General features: G+C 66.4%; 16 protein-coding genes. 11 read left to right on the top strand and 5 right to left on the bottom strand.

The genetic code is table 11. The features are described from left to right. The first annotated feature begins 108 nt into the window (after window positions 1-108). From recC to UIB01_RS01060, 4 genes are all read left to right on the top strand, one after another. Window positions 109-3,378 (top strand): exodeoxyribonuclease V subunit gamma, encoded by a 3,270-nt coding sequence (recC, locus tag UIB01_RS01045; protein ID WP_038656040.1) that lies wholly within the window; start codon window positions 109-111, stop codon window positions 3,376-3,378. After that, window positions 3,375-6,923: an exodeoxyribonuclease V subunit beta gene (gene recB, locus UIB01_RS01050; protein ID WP_038656041.1), complete on the top strand. Its 3,549-nt coding sequence runs from the start codon at window positions 3,375-3,377 to the stop codon at window positions 6,921-6,923. Before recC ends, recB begins: the two co-directional genes overlap by 4 nt. Before the next feature lie 70 nt (window positions 6,924-6,993). Continuing rightward, window positions 6,994-8,841, top strand: a complete 1,848-nt coding sequence (recD, locus tag UIB01_RS01055; RefSeq protein ID WP_038656043.1) for an exodeoxyribonuclease V subunit alpha — start codon at window positions 6,994-6,996, stop codon at window positions 8,839-8,841. A gap of 130 nt (window positions 8,842-8,971) precedes the next feature. Further along, window positions 8,972-9,415 carry a hypothetical protein gene (locus UIB01_RS01060; protein WP_038656045.1) on the top strand — a complete coding sequence of 148 codons (444 nt, stop codon included), beginning with the start codon at window positions 8,972-8,974 and terminating at the stop codon, window positions 9,413-9,415. On the opposite strand, the gene UIB01_RS01065 is transcribed toward UIB01_RS01060, so the two are convergent. Then, complete coding sequence (locus UIB01_RS01065) at window positions 9,416-10,324, bottom strand: AEC family transporter (protein ID WP_038656047.1); 909 nt, start codon at window positions 10,322-10,324, stop codon at window positions 9,416-9,418. A gap of 173 nt (window positions 10,325-10,497) precedes the next feature. On the opposite strand from UIB01_RS01065, the gene UIB01_RS01070 reads away from it, so the two are divergent. After that, a complete protein-coding gene (locus UIB01_RS01070; protein ID WP_038665287.1) occupies window positions 10,498-11,703 on the top strand; it encodes a GGDEF domain-containing protein in 1,206 nt (401 codons plus the stop codon). 9 nt (window positions 11,704-11,712) lie between these two features. On the opposite strand, the gene UIB01_RS01075 is transcribed toward UIB01_RS01070, so the two are convergent. After that, window positions 11,713-12,114, bottom strand: coding sequence for an acyl-CoA thioesterase (locus tag UIB01_RS01075; protein WP_038656049.1), 402 nt, complete (start codon window positions 12,112-12,114; stop codon window positions 11,713-11,715). A gap of 224 nt (window positions 12,115-12,338) precedes the next feature. Here UIB01_RS01075 and UIB01_RS01080 point away from each other — a divergent pair, with 224 nt between their 5' ends. From UIB01_RS01080 to phoU, 5 genes are all read left to right on the top strand, one after another. Next, window positions 12,339-13,304, top strand: coding sequence for a PstS family phosphate ABC transporter substrate-binding protein (locus UIB01_RS01080; protein WP_038656051.1), 966 nt, complete (start codon window positions 12,339-12,341; stop codon window positions 13,302-13,304). Window positions 13,305-13,468: 164 nt separating this feature from the next. Beyond that, window positions 13,469-15,745, top strand: coding sequence for an ABC transporter permease subunit (locus tag UIB01_RS01085; RefSeq protein ID WP_038656053.1), 2,277 nt, complete (start codon window positions 13,469-13,471; stop codon window positions 15,743-15,745). A 27-nt stretch (window positions 15,746-15,772) separates the two neighbouring features. Beyond that, window positions 15,773-17,443: a phosphate ABC transporter permease PstA gene (pstA, locus tag UIB01_RS01090; RefSeq protein ID WP_038656055.1), complete on the top strand. Its 1,671-nt coding sequence runs from the start codon at window positions 15,773-15,775 to the stop codon at window positions 17,441-17,443. A 101-nt stretch (window positions 17,444-17,544) separates the two neighbouring features. Next, entirely contained in the window at window positions 17,545-18,372 is an 828-nt protein-coding gene (gene pstB / locus UIB01_RS01095; RefSeq protein WP_038656057.1) for a phosphate ABC transporter ATP-binding protein PstB, read from the top strand. A 145-nt stretch (window positions 18,373-18,517) separates the two neighbouring features. Further along, window positions 18,518-19,246 carry a phosphate signaling complex protein PhoU gene (gene phoU, locus UIB01_RS01100; protein ID WP_015275235.1) on the top strand — a complete coding sequence of 243 codons (729 nt, stop codon included), beginning with the start codon at window positions 18,518-18,520 and terminating at the stop codon, window positions 19,244-19,246. Window positions 19,247-19,369: 123 nt separating this feature from the next. Here the strand turns inward: phoU and UIB01_RS01105 are convergent, their stop codons facing one another. Beyond that, window positions 19,370-20,284: a LysR family transcriptional regulator gene (locus UIB01_RS01105; RefSeq protein WP_038656059.1), complete on the bottom strand. Its 915-nt coding sequence runs from the start codon at window positions 20,282-20,284 to the stop codon at window positions 19,370-19,372. Between the two features lie 87 nt (window positions 20,285-20,371). On the opposite strand from UIB01_RS01105, the gene UIB01_RS01110 reads away from it, so the two are divergent. Then, window positions 20,372-21,283, top strand: coding sequence for a DMT family transporter (locus UIB01_RS01110; RefSeq protein WP_038656061.1), 912 nt, complete (start codon window positions 20,372-20,374; stop codon window positions 21,281-21,283). Window positions 21,284-21,312: 29 nt separating this feature from the next. Here the strand turns inward: UIB01_RS01110 and UIB01_RS01115 are convergent, their stop codons facing one another. Continuing rightward, complete coding sequence (locus tag UIB01_RS01115; RefSeq protein ID WP_038656063.1) at window positions 21,313-22,686, bottom strand: DUF3482 domain-containing protein; 1,374 nt, start codon at window positions 22,684-22,686, stop codon at window positions 21,313-21,315. Further along, window positions 22,679-24,073 carry a DUF2868 domain-containing protein gene (locus UIB01_RS01120; RefSeq protein WP_038656065.1) on the bottom strand — a complete coding sequence of 465 codons (1,395 nt, stop codon included), beginning with the start codon at window positions 24,071-24,073 and terminating at the stop codon, window positions 22,679-22,681. Before UIB01_RS01120 ends, UIB01_RS01115 begins: the two co-directional genes overlap by 8 nt. Between the last annotated feature and the right edge of the window lie 61 nt (window positions 24,074-24,134).

Raw genomic sequence — 24,134 nt, forward strand, 5'->3', positions numbered from 1 at the left:
ATTCGCCGCGACACGAGTTGTCGCATGGCGGGTGCAAGCTGAAATCGCCGGCTCGCTCCAGTTCGGGGCGGGCTGTAACCTAGCGACTTCTGTTCACGCGGTGCGCCCATGCTCAGCCTCTACCACGCTCCCGATCTGGAAACCCTCGGCGAACTGGCCACGCGCCTGCTCGCCCAGCCACTCGCCGATCCCTTCGCTCCGGCGCTGGTGGTGGTACCGAGCCAGGGCATGGGGCGCTGGCTGACGCTTGAGCTGGCGCGCAAGCAGGGCATTGCCATGCAGCTGGAGATTCAGCTGCCGGCCAAGTTCGTCTGGGACCTCAGCCGCACCGTACTGGGCAGCCTGCCGGAGCAATCGGCGTTCTCCCCGACGACCCTGACCTGGCGCCTCTATGGCTGGCTTTGCGAGCCGGCCAATCTCGAGCTGGCGCCGCGTCTGGCGCAGTACCTCGACGGCGGCGATGAGCGCCGGCGGCTGTCGCTGGCGGCGAAGATCGCCGACGTCTTTGACCAGTATCTGCTCTATCGCGACGACTGGCTGGCGGCCTGGGAACGTGGCGAAACCTTCGATCTCGGCCCGGACGAAGCCTGGCAGGCGCTGCTCTGGCGCGAACTGACCAAGGACGGCCACCCGCACCGCGCACGGCTGCTCGGCGATCTGCTACAGGGGCTCTACAGCGACGAACCCTTGCCCGGTCTGCCCGAGCGCTTGCTGGTGTTCGGCATCAGTAGCCTGCCGCCGCACCATCTGCGCGTGCTCGACGGCCTGGCGCGGCATATCGACGTAGTGGTCTGCGCACTCAACCCCAGCCGCGAGGCCTGGGGCGAGATTCGCGATATCCGCGAGCTGGCGCGCCAGCCCGAGAGTGGGGCTGACGATTGGTATCTCGACGTGGGTCATCCGCTGCTGGCCAGTCTCGGCAAGCAGGGCCGCGATTTCTTCGATTCCTTGTTCAGCCTGACCGCCAGCGAAGGCAGCCAGGAATTCGGCCTGTATTCCGAAGACGAAGACCTGCGCGATGACAGCCTGCTGCACGCGCTGCAGAACGACATCCTGCGCCTGCGCACCCGCCTGCCGGATGAGCGCATCACGCTGGCCGAGGATGACCGTTCGCTGGAAGTGCATATCGCCCATTCGCCGCTGCGCGAGGTAGAGATCCTGCATGACCAGCTGCTGGCGCGTTTCGCCGCCAACCCGGCGCTGACGCCCGATCAGGTGGTGGTGCTGACCCCCGATATCGAGCGTTACGCGCCCTTCATCGAAGCCGTGTTCGCCCCGCGCGAGGGCAGTCCGCGGATTCCCTACAGCCTCGCCGACCGCAGCCTGCGCGCCGAAATGCCGCTGATCGAGGCCTTCCTCGAACTGCTGATGCTGGCGCAGAGCCGTTTCACCGCCGAGGAAGTCCTCGCCTGGCTGGAGCAGCCGGCCATTGCCCGGCGCGCCGGGATCGAAAGCGAAGACCTGCCGCTGCTGCGCGACTGGCTACGCGAAGCCGGCGTGCGTTGGGGCCGTGACGGCAGCCAGCGGGCCCGTCTCGGCCTGCCGGACGAGTCAGCCTTTACCTGGCGTCAGGGGCTGGACCGCCTGCTGCTGGGCTTTGCCGCGCCGCCGCAACTGGCTGGCGACCACGCGCCACTGCTCGGCGAGCACTGGCCGCTGGACGCACTGGAAGGCGCGCGCGGGCAGTTGCTCGGGCGGCTGGTGGAGTTCGTCGAACGCCTCGGCGTCTTGGCCGATCAGCTGGCGCGGCCGCGTCCGTTGGCCGAGTGGGCCGATGACCTGCAAATCCTGATCGACACCCTGTTCGACGAGCGCGAAGCCGGCGACACGCTGCTCTTGTTGTCCCAGGCCTGCGCGGCGTTGCGCGATCAGGCCCAGGCCGCCGACCTGACGCGGCCCATCGAACTGGAACTGGTGCACCAGCAGCTCAGCGCCGCCTTGCAGCAGGGCGGCGGCGCCTCGGGTTTTCTCACCGGTGCGGTGACCTTCTGCACCATGGTGCCGATGCGCAGTCTGCCGTTCCGCGTGGTTTGCCTGCTTGGCCTGGACGATGGCGCCTTCCCGCGGCGCACGCCGCCGTCGGGCTTCGACCTGATTGGCCGGCATCCGCGCCGTGGCGACCGTGCGCGGCGCCTGGACGATCGCTACCTGCTGCTGGAAACCCTGCTTTCGGCGCGCGAGGCGCTGTACCTGTCCTATGTCGGCCGCGACCCGCGCGACAACGCCGTGCTGCCGCCTTCGGTGCTGCTCAGCGAAGTGCTGGAAGCGGTCGACATGACGGCGGTGCTGGCCGATGGCACGAAGCCGGTCAGTCAGCAGATCCTCGTTGCCCATCCATTGCAGCCCTTCTCGCCACGCAATTTCGGCGACGGGCTCTGCGCCGGTTTCTCTTCGCCCTGGTTTCGCGCCGCCGGGCGTCTGGCCGAGCCACCGCAGACCCAGCCGCAGCCGTTCGCCAGCCTGCTCGCAGAGCCCGACGAGGCCTGGCTGACCATCGAGCCGTCGCAGCTGTTGCAGTGCTTCCGCCATCCGGCGCGCTTCCTGCTGGAGCAGCGTCTCGGTTTGCGCCTCGCTGACGATCAGGAATCGCTCGCCAGTGATGAGCCGTTCGATCTGGAGATGCCGGCCTGGAACGGCCTGCGGCGCCTGTCGCTGCAGGCCATGGAGCACGGCTGGAGCGATGAAGACGAACGGCGCATGGCCTGTGCCGCCGGCTGGCTGCCCACCGGTGAACTGGGCCAGGCGCTGTGGGGCAAGTTGCGCGGCCCGGTGCGTGCCTTTGCGCCGCGGCTATTCGAACTGCGCCCGGACGCGGTGCCCGAGCCGCTGCCGGTGGACATCACCCTGGCCGGCGTGCGCGTGCATGGCTGGCTGGACGGCGTAACCCCGGCCGGGCTGTTTGGCTGGAAGCTCGGCCGCCTCGGCGAATGGGACCTGCCACCATTCTGGCTGCGCCATCTGCTGCTCAACCTCTCCGCCACGCCCGGCATCGAGCGCCACAGCCTGATGCTGTCGCCCGCCGGTGACTGGCAACTGGGGCCGCTGGCGAATGCCGCCGAGCTGCTCGAACCCTGGCTTGAGGCCTATCGCTGTGCGATTCGTGAACCGCTGCCGTTGCTGCCACGCAGCAGCCATGCCTTCGCCAAGGGTTATCGCAAGCCGAGCCGCGGCAGCGAACCGCTCGACTGCGCACGTAAACGCGCCCGTGAAGCCTGGCTCGGCGCCGAGTTCAGCCCCATCGCCGCCGAAGCCGAAGACCCCTGGAACATGCTGGCCTTCCGCGACCGCGATCCGCTGGACCAGCGTTTCGAAACCTTGGCGCAGGAATTGATCGGCCCTGCGCTCGATGCTCTGGCTGAAGACGAGGAGGAAGCATGAAACTCGACCTGCTCGATTCGCCCTTCGACGGCCGCTCGCTGATCGAAGCCAGCGCCGGCACCGGCAAGACCTGGACGCTCACCGCGCTGTATGCGCGTCTGCTGCTGGAGCGGCAGTTGTCGGTGGGGCAGATTTTGGTGGTCACCTACACCACCGCTGCCACCGCCGAGCTGCGCGAACGCATCCGCGCGCGCCTGGCCGATCTGCTGGCGGTTTATGACGGCACGCCGAGCACCGATGACTTCCTCAACCGCCTGCATGCGCGCTACCCGGATGAACCCTCGCGCCGCCGGCTGTTGCTGGCCGTGCATGGCTTCGACGAGGCTGCGATCTTCACCATCCACGGCTTCTGCCAGCGCGCCCTGCAGGATGCCGCCTTCGAGGCCGGTGGCGATTTCGACAGCGAGCTGACCGCCGATGACCGCGAGATCATCGACGCGCTGCTCGCCGACGCCTGGCGCAGCGAATTGGCTGATGCCGACCCGGCTTGGGCGCGCTTTCTGGCGAAGAGCCGGATCACGCCGGTGTGGTTACGTCAGCGCTTGCGCAGTCACCTGGGCAAGCCCTATCTGCGGGTCGAGCCGCAGGGTGCGCCGGTCGCCGCTGATCTGCGCCCGGTAGAAGCCGCCTGGCAGCGCGCCGCCGATTTGTGGAAGAGAGCTGGCAGCGCCTGGGTCGCCGAGCTGCTGGCCCATGGAGGACTCAGCCAGAGCACCCACAAAAGCATCAAATTTGCGCCCTGGCAGATGGATTTGGATGCCTATTTCGCCGATCCGGCGGTGATGTTCGACCTGCCCGAGGGTGCCGCCAAGTTCGGTGTCCGCGCGCTGACCAAAGCGTGCAAGAAGGGCCATGACGCGCCGGTCTGCGAGCTGGCCCATGCACTGGACGAGCTGGCCGATCAGGTCGCCGAGGCGCTGCCGGCCGGCAAGCAACGGCTGATCGCCCTGCAGGTGGCGCTGCTGGAACGGCTCAACCGCGAGCTGCCGGAGCGCAAGGCGGCGCAGCGGCTATTGGCCTTCGATGATTTGCTCAATCGTCTGGATCAAGCGCTGCAAGGTCCGGTCGGCGAAGACCTGGCGGCCTCGTTGCGCGCCACCTACCCGCTGGCGCTGATCGACGAGTTCCAGGATACCGATCCGATCCAGTACGCCATCTTCAACCGCATCTATGCCAAGGCCAGCGAGGCGTCGCTGTGTTTCGTCGGCGATCCCAAACAGGCGATCTACGCCTTCCGCGGCGCAGATTTGGCGACTTACATGACCGCCAAGCAACAGGCTGATCGCGAGCCGTTCAACCTGCCGACCAATTACCGTTCGACCCCCGAGCTGATCGCCGCGCTGAACCAGCTGTTCGACCATCCGCAGCCGTTCGCCCAACCTGACCTGCGCTACCCGCCGGTGGGCGCCGCCGACAAGCCGCGGGCCAAGCTGCGTCTGCTGGAAGAGGGCGAGGCGGCGCCGCTGTCGCTGGTCTGGTTTGGCGACGATCCGCTTGGGAAGGGCGAAGCTGCACAGCTGGCGGCGAGCGACACCGCACGGCGTATCGCCCTGCAACTGGCAGGCGCCGCCGAAGGACGTGCTGGTTTCGACAAGGACGGCGAGTTCACACCGCTCAAGGGTGGCGATATCGCCGTGCTGGTGGCCAACCACCGCCAGGCCGGGATGATCGCCGATGAACTGGCCGCACGCGGTGTGTCCAGCGTGCGCCGTGGGCGCGACAGCGTCTGGCGCAGCGAAGACGCGGCTGAGCTGGCCGCGGTGCTCGCCGCCTACGCCGAACCCGGCCGCGAAGGCTTGCTGCGCTATGCGCTGGCCACGCGCCTGCTGGGCCGCAGCGCCGCCGACCTTGCCCGCTGCCAGGACGATCAGCAGCAGTGGGACGCCGAACGCGAGGCCGCCGAGCGCTATCACCAGCTCTGGCAGCAACAGGGTTTCATGCGCGTGTTCCGTGCCTGGCTCGACGAGCAGGCGGTGGCCGAACGGCTGCTGGCGCGGGTCGATGGCGAACGCCGGCTGACCAACCTGCTTCACCTCGGTGAACTGTTGCAAGCCGAAAGCCTGCTGCGGCCGGGGTTGGAACCGCTGCTGGCCTGGTTCAATGCCCAGCGCGGCAGCGAAGGCGCGGGTGAGGAAGCCTTGCTGCGCCTGGAAAGCGATGCCGAGCGGGTGCAGATCGTCACCATCCACACCAGCAAGGGCCTGGAATATCCGCTGGTGTTCTGTCCCTTCCTCTGGGACGGCAAGCTGCTCGGCAAGAACCGCGACAGCGCCCGTTGCCACGACGCCGACGGTCAGCCGCTGCTGGATCTTGGCAGCGGCGAGCTGGAGGACAACCTAGAGCGCGCGCGCCAGGAAGTCTTCGCCGAGCAGCTGCGCCTGGCCTATGTCGCGCTGACCCGCGCCCGTGACCGGCTCTGGCTGCATTGGGGGCCGGTCAATCTGTGCAAACCGAAGAAGGACGGCAGCCTGGCCGATGAGGGCCTGCACAGCAGTGCCCTGGCCTGGCTGCTGCATGGGCGTGAACTCCCAGGTGAACAACCGCTGAGCGAGCTGGGCAACTACCTGGCTGACTTCAACGGCGGCAGCCTGCGCCTGGCCATCGAGCGACTGGTGCAGGGTAGCAACGGCCATATGGCCTGTCTGCCGCTGGAACCGCGCGAAGCCAGCGCTCAGGGACCGGGCCGAGCGACCGCACCAGAGCAGCTGTCGCAGCTCAATCGCAGCCTGCACAGCGCCTGGCGCATCGGCAGCTTCTCCGGACTGGCCGCCGGCATGCACATGGAAGCGCCGGACCGCGACGCCCTGGCCATTCCCGATGCCGGCGAGCCGGGCAGCGGCTTCTTCGCGTTCCCCCGTGGCGCCCGCGCCGGTACTTGCCTGCACGCGATCCTCGAAGATTGGGCGCGCGGCAAAGGCGAGCTGGATGCGCTGGTCGAACCTGCGCTGCAAGCCTACGGGCTGCCGCTGGAGTGGCAGGAGATCGCCACGGCGCATCTGCAAAAGGTGCTGGAAACCGATATGGATGGCACTGGCCTGACCCTCGCCGCGTTGCAGTCGGCCAGACGCCTGCCGGAACTGGGCTTCACCTTCCCGGTGCGGGATCTGGACGTGGTGCGCCTGCGCGCCTTGCTGACCGACCCGGCCAACGGGCTGGCCGCACCGCTGCGCGAGGCCGCAGCGCGGCTCGAGTTCGACAGCCTAAAGGGCTTTCTCAAAGGCTTTATCGACCTGACCTTCGAGCACAACGGCCGCTGGTATATCGCCGACTACAAATCCAACTGGCTAGGTCCGGATGCCAGCTACTACGGCGGCGAGCGGCTGCTGCAGGCCCTGGCCGGCGAGCACTACTACCTGCAATACCTGATCTATCTGGTCGCCCTGCGGCGCTTCCTGCGCCAGCGCCTGGCGGATTTCCGCGACGAGCAGCTGGGCGGTGCCTTCTACCTGTTCCTGCGCGGCATGCCGGAGGCCGGAGTGTATTTCGCCCGGCCGGACGATGCGTTGCTCGATGCGCTGGATCGGTTGTTCGAGGAGGGGCGTTGATGACGCGGTTTAGCGGTCTTGACCGCGGATGTGGGCTTAGCGGCGCCTTCATGCATTTCAGGAGCGACATATGACCCTTGCCGATCTGCCCCTCGGCCCACTGGAGCGCGCCTTCGTCGCCAGCCTGCAGCGCCTCGACCCGCATGCGTCCGAGCCGGTGCTGCTCGCCGCCGCGCTGTGCTGTGAAGCCCTGTCCTCCGGCGATGTCTGCCTGCCGCTGGGTCGGTTAGCCGGCAAGCGGCCATGGCCGGATCAGGATTTCAACCTGCCGCCGCTTGCGACCTGGCGAGCGCAGCTGGAAGCCTCAGCGCTGATCGGTGCGCCGGGGGATTACGCACCGCTGATTCTGGTCGGAGAGCGGCTCTACCTCGCCCGGTACCAGGCTTACGAGCAACAACTGGCTGAGCAGCTGCTGGCTCGTGCAGCGGACGCACCCGATGTCGACGAGGCTCAGCTGAGCGACAGCCTGGCGCGCTTGTTCGCCTTCAATCAGCAAAGCCCTGACTGGCAACGGTTGGCCGCGGCCCAGGCGGTACGCCGGCGCCTGGCGGTGATCTCCGGCGGTCCCGGCACCGGCAAGACCACCACCGTGGTGCGGTTGCTGGCGGCATTGCTGGAACAGCCTGGCGACGAACGCCTTGCCATCGGCCTCGCGGCGCCCACCGGCAAGGCGGCGGCGCGCATGGCCGAAGCGATTCGCAACGCCAAGGCCGAGCTGCCGGTCAGCGATGCGGTGAAGGAGGCCCTGCCGGACGAGGCGCGTACCCTGCATCGGCTGCTCGGCAGCCGCGGCGACAGCCCCAAGGTGCGCCATGATGCAGCCAACCCGCTGGCGCTGGACGTACTGGTCGTCGACGAAGCATCGATGGTCGATCTGGCGCTGATGGCCAAGCTGGTCGCTGCGCTGCCACCGAAGGCACGGCTGATCCTGCTCGGCGACAAGGACCAGCTGGCCGCCGTGGAAGCCGGCGCGGTGTTCGCCGAACTCTGCGAAGGGCGCGGTTTCGATAGCCAAGCCGCCGCCGATCTGCAACGCCTCACCGGGCAGAACGTACCGGTCGAGACGCCGCGCTCGCGCCTCGGCGATGCGGTGGTGCTGCTCACCCACAGCCACCGCTTCGCCGGCGATAGCGGTATCGGCGAACTGGCGCGGCGGATCAACGCTGGCGATGCCAAGGGCACCGTCGCATTGCTGCAGGAAGGCCGTGCAGACCTCGCCTGGAACGCAATGCCCAGCCCGACCGCGTTGATTGAGAGGCTGGAACAGGGTTACGCACCTTACCTGCAGGCCGCACGCCAGGCCAATCCGTCCGCCGCATTCGAGGCCTTCAACGGTTTCCGCGCGCTGACCGCCCAGCGCGAAGGCGCCTTTGGCGTCACCGGCATCAACGAGGCGCTGGAAGCCCGCTTCAAGCGTCGCCTCAGCGTGCCGGCGCGCGAACGCTGGTATCCCGGCCGCGCGGTGATGGTCCGGCAGAACGATTACGCCCTCGGTCTGTTCAACGGCGATATCGGCCTTTGTCTAAAAACCGAGCAGGGACTGCGGGTGTTCTTCGAGGGCGACGAGGGTTACCGCGGCTTCGCCCCGGCGCGTCTGCCGAGCCATGACAGTGCCTTCGCCATGACCGTGCACAAAAGCCAGGGCTCGGAATTCGCCGAAGTGCTGCTGGCGCTGCCCGAGCAACCCAGCCCGCTGCTGACGCGCTCGCTGTTCTATACCGGTATCACCCGCGCCAAACGCAAGGTGGAGATCTGGGCACTGCCGGCGCGTCTGGCCGAGGCAGTCAATACTCGCGCCGAGCGCGCCGCGGGTTTGGCCGAGCGACTGGCGCTTCCCTGCGTGCCGGTCAGGCCTGTCGAGGCATTGCCGGCGGCGAAGCCAGATGAGCCTAAAGGCGATCAGCTCAGCCTGTTCTGAACCGTGCGCGGCTGCTCGAAGCCGGCACGTTCGCTGCTCATCGCCGCCTGTTTCGTGAAGCGGTTGTGCGTATGGTGGTCGGAATTCTGTTCCGATGCGCTTTCGCCTAAAGCCGACACCGGGACTTGCGATGAGAACTTTCTTCCTTCTGCTATGGGGCCTGCTCAGCCTGACCATCAGTACCGCGGCGTTGCGTGAGCTCTGGATCGCGCCCTCCGTGGCCAGCGGTTTCGCTCTGCTGCTGGTGGTTTATTACATCGTCTGCTTTTTCCAGCTGATTCGGGCCGCCTACCTGCCATGGGGGCTGTTGGGCGCGTACCGGCGTAGCGGCTACTGGCTGTGCCTGATCCTGCTGCCGCTGACGTTGATTCCCCTGCATGCCGCCTATCAGATCTGGGAGCAGGGCGGCTACGTGGCAGTCGAGGCCTCGTTGCTCACGGAGTGGCTGCACCTGCTGCTCGGTTGGCTGCAGGATGCTCTCGGTTATCTCGGTCCGCTGCTGGTGCTCGGCGCATTGGGCGTCGGTATGGCGCTGATGCTGCTGCGTCTCTTGCGCGGTCAGGTCGCGCGCTGATCAGCCATTCAGCAACGTCAGCACCAGCGGCAGGCTGGCCGCGGCGAGCAGCGTCTGCAGGGTGATGATGCCGGCCATCAGATGGCTGTCGCCGCCGAGCTGGCGAGTCAGCACATAGGCGGTCGGGGCGGTGGGCAGGGCGAAGAACAGCACCAGGATGGTCGTCTCCATTTCCGGCAGGCCGAGTACCCGCGCCACGCCATAGGCCAGCAGCGGCACGATCAGTAGGCGCGCGGCGCTGTTCCAGCCTAGCGCCGGAATTTCACCACTCAATTCCTGCGGTTTCAGTGCCGCGCCGACGCAGAGCAGGCCCAACGGCAGGCTGGCGGCGGCCAGCAGGCTTAGCAGTCGGTCGGTGCCGCCCGGCAAGCCCAGCCCTGACAGGTTCACCAACGCACCGGCGACGCAGGCGAGAATCAGCGGGTTCTTGGCGATGGGCAGCAGCAGGCCGCGCACGCTGACACCACGCTCGGCGGTCAGCGCCCAGACCGACATGACGTTCACTGTCGGCACCATCAGGGCCAGCATCAGTGCGGCCAACGCCAGGCCTTCCTTGCCGAACAGGCTGCCGACAGCCGCCAGGCCCAGGTAGGTATTGAAGCGCAGCGTGCCCTGGGTGATGGCGCCGAAGCGGCCGGCAGGCCAGCCGCGCAGTCGCTTCATTACCAGCAAGGCAATCCAGGCCAGGCCAAGGCCGAGCATCACCGCGCCAGCCAGCTGCGGCAGCGCAGGGTTGTCCAGCGGTGCGGTGGCCAGGCTGCTGAACAGCAGGGCAGGAAAGAGGACGAAGTAGTTGATGCGTTCGGCGCCTGGCCAGAATTCCTCGCTGGGAAAGGCGCGCAGACGCAGGAAATAGCCAGCAACGATCAGCGCGAACAGGGGCCAGAGGGCCAGCAGAAGGGTAGTCACGGATACATCCAACAATGCATGTCAGCCGATCTTCGGTGCTGGAAACGCCCAGCGCAAGTCTTGTGTCCAATCAGCCGTTCACCTCGTGCCGCTACGCTGGTCGGGCTAAAATCCGTCAGTAGTGGCGCGGTGATATCATTCGTGCCCTGACCCGCGAGCTGCCGATGCCCTCCATGATCGACCATCCCTCTGCCGAGGATTTTCGCGATACGCCCTATGGCCGGCAGCTGCACAGCGGGTTTCGTCTGCTGCGCTTCAAGCCCGAGCTGGAGCGCGAGTTTCGCCATTACCTGGATCGACATGCGCGCACTTCGCAACGGCTCGCCGCGCTGCTACTGATCGTCGCCGTATCCGGCTACCTCTACGTCGAGCATCGACTGTTCAACCTCGCCGACACCGGTTGGCTGACGACCCTGACGCTGCTGCGCGTGCTGCAGATTCTTCCGGGCATCGTCGTGCTGGTGCTGACCTTTTACAGTCGCAGGTTTCGCGCCCAGGCCAACCGCATTTTTCCGGCGCTGCTGGTGCTTATCGGGATCATCGCCGCGCTGATCGACATCCGTTTCGAAGCACTCGATGCCGAGCTGAACTTCCGCTACGGCGCCGGCCTGCTGATCGTCGCATCGTTCTTCTTCCTCGGCGTGACGTTCTGGTGGGCGCTGCTGTGTTCGGTGCTGATCGTCCTGGCAGATGTGTTCATTGCCAGCCTGATCCTGCCGGCTGGGCGGATGCCGGAGCACTGGATTGCGGTCAGCTACTACGTGCTGCTGCTGATCATCGGTGCCATCAGCCGCTATGTGCACGAGTACTCGCAACGCGATCAGTTTCTGATGCGCAAGCTGCTGGGCTGGGTCGCCGAGCACGATGCACTGAGCGGTCTGGCCAATCGGCGCAGCCATGACCTGGCCTTGCGTCAGCGGATCGCCCAGGCGCGCCGGGACCGCCGGCCGTTGAGCCTGCTGCTGCTCGATCTGGATGATTTCAAGGCCTATAACGACACCTTCGGCCATCCGGCCGGTGATGCGTTGATCCGTACCTTTGCCGATCTGCTGGCCGGTTTCGCGCGGCGGCCGCTGGACCAGGCGGCGCGGGTCGGTGGTGAGGAATTCGCACTGCTGCTGTACAACTGCGACAACGCCGCGGCGCAACGTATCGCGCGGCAGCTGATCACGGCGCTGGCGGGGCTCGAAATCAGGCATCCCCAGGATGCCGCAGCGCGGGTCGGTGTCAGTATCGGTATCGCCACGCTACAGGAAGGACAGCAGCCCGAGCAGCTCTACCACTGCGCCGATGCCGCGCTGTATCAGGCGAAGGCCGGTGGCAAGAACCGCTTTGCGATTGCTGCGGGGCAATCCCGATCAGACCTGCCCGTTCGCTAGTGCGCCGCGTCAGCGGCGCGGTGATACCGAGCGGGTGCGGCCGCTGCCATCGATGGCGACAAAGACGAAGACGGCTTCGGTGACCTTGCGCCACTCGCTGGACAGCGGATCGTCGCTCCAGACTTCCACCAGCATGCGGATCGAGCTGCGACCGACCTCGAGCGTCTGGGTATAGAAGGAAAGCTGTGCGCCGACGGCTACCGGAACCATGAACGCCATGCGATCGATGGACACCGTCGCGACCCGCCCGGCTGCCACGCGGCTGGCCATTGCGGTGCCAGCCAGATCCATCTGCGACACCAGCCAACCGCCGTAGATATCGCCGAAACCATTGGTTTCCCGTGGCAATGCAGTGAGCTGCAGGGCCAGGTCGCCCTGCGGGATCGGATCTTCCTGTTCGTATTCTTTCATTCGGTCGGACTCGCGGCGCGATTGTTGTTCTGGCGCGAAATGCCCGCGCTAGCGCGGGCGACGGCGCCGAGTATAGCGGCTGAGCAGGCGCACAGCGACCGCGTCAGGTCAATACGCCGCTTCGTAATCAGATTGTCACACTTGCTTCATAGAGTGTTCACACGGCCTGCAGATACTGGCCCCCGTTCCAACACACTCGAGCACACACCTGCTAGGAGCAAGGTATGAAACTGAATCGTTTGATGGCGGCCCTGACCTTTGTAGCCGCTGGCGTGGGCGCCGCAAGCGCGGTCGCTGCTGTAGACCCGGCCCTGCCGAGCTACCAGAAGACTTCCGGCGTCTCCGGCAACCTGTCCAGCGTCGGCTCCGACTCCCTGGCCAACCTGATGACCCTGTGGGCCGAAGAGTTCAAGCGCAGCTACCCGAACGTCAACATTCAGATCCAGGCTGCCGGTTCCTCCACCGCGCCGCCCGCTCTGACCGAAGGCACATCCAACATGGGCCCGATGAGCCGCCCGATGAAGGACAACGAGATTCAGGCCTTCGAAGAGAAGTATGGCTACAAGCCGACTGCCGTGCCGGTGGCCATCGACGCCCTGGCGGTGTTCGTACACAAGGACAACCCGATCAAGTCGCTGGACATTGAGCAGGTCGACGCAATCTTCTCCAGCACCCGCCTGTGCGGTGGCGAGAAGGACATCAAGACCTGGGGCGATCTGGGCATGACTGGCGAGTGGGCGGCCAAGCCGATCCAGCTGTTCGGTCGTAACTCGGTATCCGGTACCTACGGTTACTTCAAGGAAGAAGCCCTGTGTAAGGGTGACTTCAAGTCCAACGTCAACGAGCAGCCGGGCTCCGCTTCGGTGGTGCAGTCGATTTCCAGCACCCTGAACGCCATTGGTTACTCGGGTATCGGCTACAAGACCTCCAGCGTCCGCGCCGTACCGCTGTCCAAGGGTGGCGAAGCCTTCGAGGCGAGCGAAGAGAATGCTCTGGCTGGCAAGTTCCCGCTGGCGCGCTTCTTCTACGTCTACGTCAACAAGGCGCCGAACAAGCCGCTTAGCCCGATCGACGCCGAGTTCCTCAAGCTGGTGCTTTCCAAGCAGGGCCAGGAAGTGGTGGTCAAGGATGGTTACATCCCGCTGCCGAAAAAGGTCGTCGACAAGACCATGCAGGATCTGGGTCTGTAAGACACGCGTAATGGTCGGCGCCGTAGCGCGCCGGCCATGCGCAGATGCCCGCCACGCGATACGCGCTGGCGGGCTTCGTCGCGTCACCTGACTGTAATTTTTCTGTCACACAGCTCTATTAGATTAGGCGCCCCAAAGGGCCGCTCAGGCCCAGGAGCCCTGGCATGAACGACATGGAAAACATGACCGCGAATTCCGATGTGCAACGGCTGGACTTCAACACGCCGGCGCTGCAGCGCAAGCGGCGCATCCGCGCGCTGAAAGACCACCTGGCGCGCTGGTACGTCTCCATCGGCGGTCTGGCGGTGCTGGGCGCCATCACCCTGATCTTCTTCTACCTGGCGCAGGTCGTCCTGCCGATGTTCCAGGGTGCCGAGCTGGAGAGTCGCCCGATCCAGCAGCCAGCTTGGCTGGCCGATGCCGGCGAGCCGCTGCTGCTGACCATCGAGGAGCAGAATCAGGTCGCCATGCGCTTGGGCTACGATGGCCAGGCGCGCTTCTTCGGCCTTCGCGACGGTGCTTTGCTGTCGAGCACGGCCCTGCCGCTGCCGGAAGGCAGCCGCATCGTTTCGGTGGGCCAGGATACGCCCGGCACGCGTCGACTGGTGCTGGGCCTGGATAATGGCCAGGCGCTGGTGGTCGAGCACAACTACAAGCTCACCTATCCGAACAACCAGAAAACCATCACCCCGGAGCTGGCCTATCCCTTCGGTGAGCAACCGCTGCAGCTCGATCCGGAAGGTCGCCCCATCGACCGCGCCGCAATCAGCCTGAACGGCAAGACGCTGCTGGTTGCCGGCGCCACTGGCACCACACTGCATGCCCAGCGCATCGCCAGCAGCGAGAACCTGCTGACCGGTGAGGTGACCCTCGAGCAGGAGCGCCTCAACCTGCCGCAGATGGCCGAGCCGATTCGCCAGCTGCTGATCGACCCGCGGCACATGTGGCTGTATGCGATCAGCGGCAAGGCCAGCGCGGATGTCTTCGACCTGCGCCGCAAGCAACTCAACGGTCGTTACAAGCTGGTCGGCGACGGCAGCGAGATCACCAGCGTCAGCCCTTTGCTGGGTGGCATCTCGCTAATGGTCGGTGACTCCAAGGGCACCATTGGTCAATGGTTCATGGTCCGTGCGGCAGACGGCCAGGCCGAGCTGAAGAACGTGCGCAACTTCAAGTTGGGCAGCAGTGCGATCCGCCAGATCCTGCCGGAGGAGCGCCGCAAAGGCTTCCTCGCACTGGATGACAGCGGCAGACTTGGCGTTTTCCACAGTACCGCACATCGCACGCTGGTCAACCTGGAGGTCGCTGACGGCGCCGCAATGGCTGCCATGTCGCCGCGCGCTACCCGGTTGCTGGTGGAGTCAAAGCAGGGCCTGCAGCGTTTCGTGATCGATAACCCGCACCCGGAAATCTCCTGGAGCGCGCTGTGGGGCAAGGTTTGGTACGAAAGCTATCCGGAGCCGGACTACATCTGGCAGTCGACGTCGGCCAACAGTGATTTCGAACCGAAACTGAGCCTCGCGCCACTGGCATTCGGCACGCTCAAGGCGGCCTTCTACGCGATGCTGCTGGCCGCGCCGCTGGCGATTTGTGCGGCGTTCTACACCGCCTACTTTATGGCGCCCAGGCTGCGCAGCAAGGTCAAGCCGGTCATCGAGCTGATGGAAGCACTGCCAACGGTGATTCTCGGTTTCTTCGCCGGCCTGTTCCTGGCGCCGTTTCTGGAGAATCACCTGCCGGGTATCTTCAGCCTGTTGTTGCTGATGCCGGTGGGCATTCTGTTCGCCGCCTGGACCTGGAGCCGCCTGCCACAGTCTGTGCGGCTGGCCGTTCCGGATGGCTGGGAAGCCGTGCTGCTGATCCCGGTGATCCTGCTGGTCGGCTTCGGCTCGCTGGAAATCAGCGGCCATCTGGAGAACTGGTTCTTTGGCGGTGACATGCGCCTGTGGCTGTCCAACGACATGGGCATCCCGTTCGATCAGCGCAATGCCCTGGTGATCGGACTGGCCATGGGCTTCGCGGTGATCCCGACCATCTACTCGATTGCCGAAGATGCCGTGTTCAGCGTGCCGCGTAGCCTGACGCTGGGCTCGCTGGCGCTTGGCGCGACGCCCTGGCAGACCCTCACTCGCGTGGTGCTGCTGACTGCCAGCCCGGGCATCTTCTCCGCGCTGATGATCGGCATGGGCCGCGCCGTGGGCGAGACGATGATCGTGCTGATGGCCACCGGCAACACGCCGATCATGGAAGCCAACATCTTCGAAGGCATGCGCACCCTGGCCGCCAACGTCGCGGTGGAGATGCCGGAATCCGAAGTCGGTGGCACCCATTACCGTGTGCTGTTCCTCGCCGCGATGGTGCTGCTGATGTTCACCTTCGTGATGAACACCCTCGCCGAGCTGATTCGTCAGCGCCTGCGCGGCAAGTACGCCAGCCTGTAAACCAGATTTCGCAAAAGGTATCGATCCGTGAAAAAGGATTCGTTGAACAGCTGGGTCAAGAGCGGCACACCCTGGATCTGGATGAACGCCGGTGCGGTGTCCATCGCCGTGATCATGACCCTGGGGCTGCTGGCGATCATCGCCGTGCGTGGCCTGGCGCACTTCTGGCCGGCCGATGTGATCGTCGCCGACTACAGCATGCCGGGCGCTGAGATGCGTGTGCTGGCCGGCGAAGTGGTGCAGGCCGAGGAAGTACCGCGCGCGCGCCTGGCGGCCAGTGGCCTGCCGGTGAATGTCGAAGGCGGCGAGTTCATGACCCGCGAGCTGCTCAAGGTCGGCAACCGCGAGGTGTACGGCGCCGACTTCTCCTGGGTGGTCGGTGAGTGGCTGAGCAATCAGCACACGCCCGCCGAGCTGATGGTGCTGGAGCGTCGTGAGTGGGGCAACTTCTACGGCTACCTGCTCAACGTGAAGGAAGCCGGCCAACTGGTCGCCGAGGGTGATGGCGCCTGGAATGAGCTGCAGAAGCGCATCGACCGCGTCGATGAGCTGCACTCGCGGATCTCGCGGATCGAGAAGGTCGAGATCGGCCGCATCAACCACGGCCTCGAGCGGTTGCGCCTGAAAACCCGTCAGCTGGAGCTGAACGATCGTCTGGACGCGGCTGCCCAGGCCGACCTGGATGCCGAGCGCGCCCGGTGGGACGCCGAGTACCGGGTGCTGGAAGACCAGCTGATCGCCCTGCAGCAGGAATTCAACCGCGACAGCATCACCGTGCGCACGGCCGACGGCCGCGAGCAGGAGATCACCCTGGGCAAGGTAGTGCGGGCGTTCCGGCCCAACGCCATGTCGACGCCGCAGAAGCTGATGTTCTACTTCGCCAAGCTGTGGGAGTTCGTCAGCGACGAGCCGCGCGAGGCGAACACCGAAGGCGGTGTGTTCCCGGCGATCTTCGGTACCGTGCTGATGACATTGATCATGGCGGTGATCGTCACCCCGTTCGGTGTGATCGCCGCAGTCTACCTGCGCGAGTACGCCAAGCAGGGCCTGCTCACCCGCATCATCCGCATCGCGGTGAACAACCTGGCCGGGGTGCCGTCGATCGTCTACGGCGTGTTCGGCCTGGGCTTCTTCGTCTACGTGCTGGGCGGCTCGCTGGACCGCCTGTTCTATCCCGAGGCCGCACCGGCGCCGGTGTTCGGCACGCCTGGCCTGATGTGGGCCTCGCTGACCCTGGCGATCCTCACCCTGCCGGTGGTGATCGTGGCCACCGAAGAAGGCCTGGCGCGTATCCCGCGGATGATCCGCGAAGGCTCGCTCGCGCTCGGTGCGACCAAGTCGGAGACGCTGTGGAAGGTGGTTTTGCCAATGGCCAGCCCGGCGATGATGACCGGCCTGATCCTCGCCGTGGCCCGCGCCGCCGGTGAAGTGGCGCCGCTGATGCTGGTCGGTGTGGTCAAGCTGGCACCGAACCTGCCGCTCAACGGCAACTACCCCTACCTGCATCTGGACCAGAAGATCATGCACCTGGGCTTTCATATCTACGACGTCGGGTTCCAGAGTCCCAACGTCGAGGCGGCGCGCCCGCTGGTATACGCCACGGCGCTGCTGCTGGTGCTGGTGATCGCCACGCTCAATTTCAGCGCGATCTACATTCGCAACCACCTGCGCGAGAAGTACAAGGCGCTGGATCACTAATTGAAGCTGCGAGCTCAAGCCACCGGTCTCGGAAGAACGAGGCGCTGGCTTGGACTTGCAGCCTGTAGCTTGCAGCTGGCAGCTGCGAACGGAGCGAGCACATGCAAACCACCACGCATTCCATCGATATCTCGGCCCTGGGCCGCGACAAGCGCAGCCTGAACCTGGCCAACGAGCCGGTGGCCATCGAGGTACCTGATCTGAGCCTGTACTACGGCCAGAAGCAGGCGCTGTTCAACGTCAGCATGAACATCCCGCGTCAGCGCGTGACCGCCTTCATCGGCCCGTCCGGCTGCGGCAAGTCGACCCTGCTGCGCTGCTTCAACCGGATGAACGATCTGGTCGACGGCTGCCGCATCGAAGGCGCGATCAACCTCGACGGCACCAACATCTACCGCAAGGGCGAGGATGTGGCCGATCTGCGTCGCCGCGTCGGCATGGTGTTCCAGAAGCCCAACCCGTTCCCCAAGAGCATCTACGAGAACGTGGTCTACGGCCTGCGCATCCAGGGCATCAAGCAGAAGCGCGTGCTCGACGAAACCGTGGAGTGGGCGCTCAAGGGCGCGGCGCTGTGGGACGAGGTCAAGGATCGTCTGCACGAATCGGCCCTCGGCCTTTCCGGCGGTCAGCAGCAGCGTCTGGTGATCGCCCGGACCATCGCCGTGCAGCCGGAAGTGCTGCTGCTCGACGAACCCAGCTCGGCACTCGACCCGATCTCCTCGCTGAAGGTCGAAGAGCTGATCTACGAACTGAAATCCAAGTACACCATCGTCATCGTCACCCACAACATGCAGCAGGCCGCGCGGGTGTCCGACTACACGGCGTTCATGTACATGGGCAAACTGATCGAGTACGGCGATACCGATACGCTGTTCACCAACCCGGCCAAGAAGCAGACGGAAGACTACATCACCGGCCGCTACGGCTAGCCGGCTATGGCAAATCGCGCTGCGCGTTGTCGGCGGCGCTTGCCGTACTGGTTCGTACTGTCTGCGCGCCGCCTCCTAGCGCAGCACGATTTGCCAAAGGCCGGACCGTCCGGCGAGAGAACAACAGTTTCGCAAGGGTTCGCACATGATCAGCAAAGACAGCCACACCCAACATATCTCCCAGCAGTTCAACGCCGAGCTCGAGGAGGTGCGCAGCCACCTGCTGGCCATGGGCGGGCTGGTGGAGAAGCAGGTCAATGACGCGGTGACCGCGCTGATTCAGGCCGATTCGGGCCTCGCTCAGCAGGTGCGCGAGGTGGATGACCAGATTAACCAGATGGAGCGCAATATCGACGAGGAGTGCGTACGCATTCTCGCCCGGCGTCAGCCGGCGGCCTCCGACCTGCGCCTGATCATCAGCATTTCCAAGTCGGTGATCGATCTCGAGCGCATCGGTGACGAGGCGACCAAGATCGCCCGCCGCGCCATCCAGCTGTGCGAGGAAGGCGAGTCGCCCAAGGGCTACGTCGAGGTGCGCCACATCGGCGACCAGGTACGCAAGATGGTGCAGGAAGCGCTGGACGCCTTCGCCCGCTTCGATGCCGACCTCGCGCTGTCGGTGGCGCAGTACGACAAGACCGTCGACCGCGAATACAAGACCGCCTTGCGCGAACTGGTCACCTACATGATGGAAGACCCGCGCTCGATCTCCCGCGTGCTCAGCGTGATCTGGGCGCTGCGTTCGCTGGAGCGCATCGGCGACCACGCACGCAACATCGCCGAACTGGTGATCTACCTGGTGCGTGGAACCGACGTGCGTCACCTCGGCCTGGCGCGCATGGCCGAGGAAGTGGAAGGCACCAAGGAGCGCTGATCCGCATTGGTCGCAGGGCGGGCAGCGATGCCCGCCCTGCGTTCGAGGCTCCGGACACGAAATTCTACTGGCGCTGATGTGCACGATTATCTACCGGCATCGGTTCGCCGACACGGGTGCCGCTCAGGTGGGGATCAGCGCCTCGCTCAGATAGTCGATCAGCGCCCGCGTCTTCGGCGGCAGGTGGTGATTCTGTCGCCAGAGCAGCCAGGCCGCGCCCTGGTAGGAGCCGGTGTAGCGCCACTGCGGCAGCACTTCGCGCAACTGCCCGTCGACCAGCGCCTGGGCGGCGGTGAAATGCGGCAGGCAGGTGATGCCCAGACCCGCCAGCGCCACCAGCAGCCGGGCCTCGCTGTGGTTGCTGATGTAGCGACCACGCACCGTCACCGTTTCCTGCTGCACCCCGCGGCGCAGGTGCCAGCGATTGTCTCCCGCCGTTTCCCCCAGATACAGACAGCTATGGCGCAGCAGGTCCTGCGGATGCTGCGGCTCGCCGTGGCGTTGCAGGTAGTCAGGGCTGGCGCAGAGCAGCTGGCGCACCGGCCCGAGTGGTTTGCCGGCCAGGCCTTCGGGTGGGTTGTCGGTGACCTGCACCAGCAGGTCGAAACCGTCCTCGATCAGGTCCGGGCTCTGGTCGCTGATCCGTAGCTGCACATCGACCTCGGGGTAGCGCTGCAGAAAGGCCGGCATCAACGGCCCGACGACGAACTTGCCATAGGCCTTCGGCACGCTCAGGCGCACCAGCCCGCGCGGGCTGCGCATCAGCCGCTCGCCGATGGCGACGGCGGCGTCGGCCGCATCGAGCATGTCCCGGCAATGCTGGTAGAACTCCGCCCCGGCCTCGTTCAGCCGCAGCTGGCGCGTCGTGCGTTCCAGTAGGCGCAGCGCCAGAGCCTGCTCCAGCCGGGCCACCTGGCGGCTCACCGCCGACGGTGTGCTGCCCAGCAGGCGCGCGGCGCCGGAGAAGCTGCCGGCCTCGACCACCCGTACGAACACGGCCATGTAGGGCAGCAGGGCTGCGCTGTCATTCGTTCCCATGCGGAACAGGTCCTGTGCTGTTTCGCCGGATTATCGACCTTGGCGGCAGGCCCGACAATCAGCGTCTGATTGGTGCGGAGATCGAGCATGAAAGGTACGTGGAGGCAGGGGCTGTGGCTGGCCGATGGCATGCTGCTGGCGGTGGCGCTGATCTGGGGCAGCAGCTATGCGGTGGCCAAGCAGGCGCTGCTGTTCTATCCGGTGCTGGGTTTCTTGGCGATCCGCTTCGGTCTGACCTTTGTCCTGCTGCTGCCGCAACTGCGCGGCGGCGGTCGCCGGGCGCTGCGCCCCGGCCTGCCGCTGGGGCTGGTGATGCTGGCGATCTTTCTCTGCGAAACCTGGGGCGTGATGCTGACCAGCGCCAGCAATGCGGCGTTTCTGATCAGCCTGTGCGTGGTGATCACGCCGTTCATGGAATGGCTGCTGCTGCGCCAGCGGCCGCACAACACGCTGTTCCTTGCTTGCGCGTTGTCGCTGGCGGGCGTCTGGCTGCTGACCGGCGGCCCGCAGCTCTCGCTCAATCTCGGCGACGCGCTGATGCTGGCCGCCGCGTTGCTGCGCGCGGTGCTGGTCTGCCTGACCCGGCGATTGACGGCCGGCCGGGAAATCCCGGCACTGGCGCTGACTGCGGTGCAGAGCGGGGTCGTTGCAAGCGGCTGCATCCTGCTCGGCCTGTCGCTGCCGGGCGAGCTGCCTGCATTGCCGGCGGAACCGGCATTCTGGTTCGCGGCGCTGTATCTGGTGCTGTTCGCCACGCTGTTCGCCATGTTCGCGCAGAACCGCGCGCTGGGGCGCAGCAGCGCGACGCGGGTGTCGCTGCTGATGGGTTCCGAACCGCTGTTCGGCGCGATTATCGCCGGTCTCTGGCTGGGTGAGCGGCTGGGGCCGGTGGGCTGGGCGGGTGGGTTGCTGATCATGCTGGCAACGCTGTGCACCCTGGGCATCGGCCGCCAGCCGGCGCCGAGCACGGCCGGCGATGGTGCGCCGGTCCGTGCCTAGCGTGCAGGCACGGCGAAGCCGCAGGCCGGTCAGTCCTGCCGCAGTTCGGCCTGCAGCTCGTCCAGCGCCGCCTGGCGCTCGCCGTCCTGCAGGCGGGCGCCGGGGTTGAGCGAGGACCACTCGGGATGCGCGCGACAGCGTTGCAGGGCTTCGGGCAGCTTGCCCTCGCGCCAGCTCTGATCCTGCGGGGTGGCCAGGCGGATCGCTTCGGTGGCGGCGTGCCCGCGAATCGCAAGCACTGCCAGCAGTTGGCGTTGACGCAGGGCGAGCAGGCGCAGCACGGCGTCATCGACGCTCAGTTCACGCTGACCCTTGAGCTTGCCGAGCAGGCGATTGCCATAGTGCCGCGCGGTCTGCGCGCCGCCGCCGGCGATGGCGCCGAGCAGCGCCGCGGCGCCGAGGGTGATGCCGCCGACCATCAGGTCGACCCCGGCACCGGCGGCGGCACCGGCGGCCATGCCGCCACCGATCTTCACGCCCAGCTGCTTGAGGGTCTCGGGATTGAACAGGTCGTCGCCCCAGCGGCCGTCGAGCAACGGTAGGTCGCTGGCCGCTGCCTGCTCCTTGCGGAAGGCATACAGGCGCAGCAGGGATTCGACGCAGCGCTGCTCGCGGCCGCGCACGGCGTCGTGCAGTTCACGAATGGCGCCGCGCTCCAGTTCCGGCTGTGCGGCCACGCTGCGTCGGCAGGCGGCGACGTCTACCAGCAGCTCGGCGATCAGCCGCTGGCCGCTGGTCAGGCGCGCGGCAGCCTGGGCTTCATGGTCCTCGATCAACCGCTGCAGCTTCGGCCGTGCCTGTTCCAGCAGCAGCGCCAGGCTTTCGTACAGGCGGCGCTCGCCATCCACTGGCGGTGCCACGCTGTCGAAACGCACCAGTGCATGCAGGCCGAGACGGGCCAGTGCCTGACGCCATTCATCTTCACGATGCCCCGGCTGGGCGACGAAGTTGAGCACCGGCAGCAGCGGCTTGCCGCAGCCGGCGAGCACTGCCAGCTCATCCTTGTACTTGGCCAGTACCGGTTCGCGGGCATCGATCACGTAGAGCCCGGCGTCGCTGGCGAGCAGCTGGCGCAGCACCTTGGCTTCCTGTTCGAAACGCTGGCGCGCCTCGCTGCCGTCGAGAAAGCGCGCGATGCGCGCCGGCCCGTCGAGGCGTTCGCCGGGGCGCTCCACGCGTTCCAGGTAGTCGAGCAGGGCGATGGCGTCTTCCAGGCCGGGGGTGTCGTACAGCTCCAGCAGTGCTTCGCCGTCCACCGACAGCCGTGCGCCTTCGACATGGCGGGTGGTGCTGGGACGGTGCGAAACCTCGCCGAAACCGGCATCGCGGGTCAGGGTGCGCAGCAGCGAGGTCTTGCCGACATTGGTGTGGCCGACCACGGCGAGCTTCAGGGCTTCAGTCATGTCCGCTCTCCAGCCAGCCCAGCGGCGCAGCGCTTGAGTGGGGAAGGCCAAGGGTGTCCAGTGCCTGGTGCCAGTCATCCAGACGCGCGCTGTCCAGCGCTTCGCCGGGTGGTGCCTGCAGCAGCCAGACGCGAGTGGCTGCGGCGCAGCGCGACAGTTCGCCGATCAGCGCCAGGGTGCCGCGATCCGGCGAGCGTCGGGGATCACAGGCGATGGCCAGGCGCGCCGGGGGAAAGCGGGTGAGCTGATCCAGCAGGCGTCGGCGCCCCTCGCGGTCGTCGAGGATGCCGGCATCGGCGATGCCCTTGGACAGGGCCGGTGGCCATGGGCGACTGCCGTCCAGCTCGATGGCCACCAGTACGGCGCCCTCGCTGCCGTCGAGCTGAGCGCCGGCGCTCGGCGCGTGCAGCTGTGCCGGTGCCGCATCACTGATGCCGAGCCGCTCACTCGGGGGCTGCAGGCGTTCGCGCAGCAGACGATAGGTCGGCAGGTTCAGGTCGAGCTTCAACGCGGCACGGCCGCGGCGCCAGCGCCACAGACTGAACCCCGTCAATAACAGCCGCGGCAGCAGACCGTAGATCAGCAGCACGCCGACCAGCCAGCCGGCCCAGCGTTGCCGGGCGCCTTCCAGATCTCCGCCAAGTGCGCCACTGGCGCGGATCTGCTCGACATCCGGCACGCTGAAGCCGAGCAGTGCCGGCAGCGCGCCGAGGGCCTGGGTCAGGCCGACAAACGCACTCTCGCCGAGGATGGTGGTCTCCCAGACAAAGCCGTAGCGCCGCGTTGCCAGCAGGACGAGCAAGGTAAGCAGGGCGCTGGCCATGGCCAGCAGCCAGAGGCCGTGTACGCCGACGCCCAACAGCCAGCGGCCCAACCGATGTCGGTGCAGGATGGACAGCAAGGCCGGCGCCAGCTGAGCAGCACGGGCATCGCGGGCGAGTTTTTCGCTGAGCCAAAGCCACAAGCGTCCCAACGCACCGCCACTGTCGCGCGCGAAAAGCAGGCCGAGCAGCCAGCCAAGCAGGGTCAGCAGATTCAGCCCGAGCAGGCTGCCGAGCGTCCAGAACACGTTGACCGGTCGCTGCCCGTCGCCCAGTGCAGCGAAGGCCAGGCCGGCGCCGGTGAAGACCGCGAGCAGCACCAGCACGAACCCACCCAGCCGTGCCCCCTGGCGCCAGTGCAGGAGCGCTTCGACCAGCCCATCACGGCGCGCCAGCCACAGTGCACGCTGCTCGATCAGCACGGGGAGATCACCGCCTTGGGCACGGGCCTGGCGGTTGGCTTCGTCGTCGTCCAGCGGCCCGGCATGTTCTTCGCGCAGGCGCACGGCTTCGGTCAGCCAGAGACGGTCGAACGTATCGAGATCAGGGGCGGGGCGGGCTATCACACGGCATCTCGCTGGCGGGTCGTGCCCTGAGGATAACCGCTGCCGTGGGGAACGGGAAAAC

It is taken from the genome of Stutzerimonas decontaminans (assembly GCF_000661915.1).
Lineage (GTDB): Bacteria > Pseudomonadota > Gammaproteobacteria > Pseudomonadales > Pseudomonadaceae > Stutzerimonas > Stutzerimonas decontaminans.

Bases quoted from the DNA above. Each gene is read 5' to 3' on its own strand.
- recC (WP_038656040.1), top strand. From the start codon at position 109: ATGCTCAGCCTCTACCACGCTCCCGATCTGGAAACCCTCGGCGAACTG.
- recB (WP_038656041.1), top strand. From the start codon at position 3,375: ATGAAACTCGACCTGCTCGATTCGCCCTTCGACGGCCGCTCGCTGATC.
- recD (WP_038656043.1), top strand. From the start codon at position 6,994: ATGACCCTTGCCGATCTGCCCCTCGGCCCACTGGAGCGCGCCTTCGTC.
- UIB01_RS01060 (WP_038656045.1), top strand. From the start codon at position 8,972: ATGAGAACTTTCTTCCTTCTGCTATGGGGCCTGCTCAGCCTGACCATC.
- UIB01_RS01070 (WP_038665287.1), top strand. From the start codon at position 10,498: ATGATCGACCATCCCTCTGCCGAGGATTTTCGCGATACGCCCTATGGC.
- UIB01_RS01075 (WP_038656049.1), bottom strand. From the start codon at position 12,114: ATGAAAGAATACGAACAGGAAGATCCGATCCCGCAGGGCGACCTGGCC.
- UIB01_RS01080 (WP_038656051.1), top strand. From the start codon at position 12,339: ATGAAACTGAATCGTTTGATGGCGGCCCTGACCTTTGTAGCCGCTGGC.
- UIB01_RS01085 (WP_038656053.1), top strand. From the start codon at position 13,469: ATGAACGACATGGAAAACATGACCGCGAATTCCGATGTGCAACGGCTG.
- pstB (WP_038656057.1), top strand. From the start codon at position 17,545: ATGCAAACCACCACGCATTCCATCGATATCTCGGCCCTGGGCCGCGAC.
- phoU (WP_015275235.1), top strand. From the start codon at position 18,518: ATGATCAGCAAAGACAGCCACACCCAACATATCTCCCAGCAGTTCAAC.
- UIB01_RS01105 (WP_038656059.1), bottom strand. From the start codon at position 20,284: ATGGGAACGAATGACAGCGCAGCCCTGCTGCCCTACATGGCCGTGTTC.
- UIB01_RS01110 (WP_038656061.1), top strand. From the start codon at position 20,372: ATGAAAGGTACGTGGAGGCAGGGGCTGTGGCTGGCCGATGGCATGCTG.
- UIB01_RS01115 (WP_038656063.1), bottom strand. From the start codon at position 22,686: ATGACTGAAGCCCTGAAGCTCGCCGTGGTCGGCCACACCAATGTCGGC.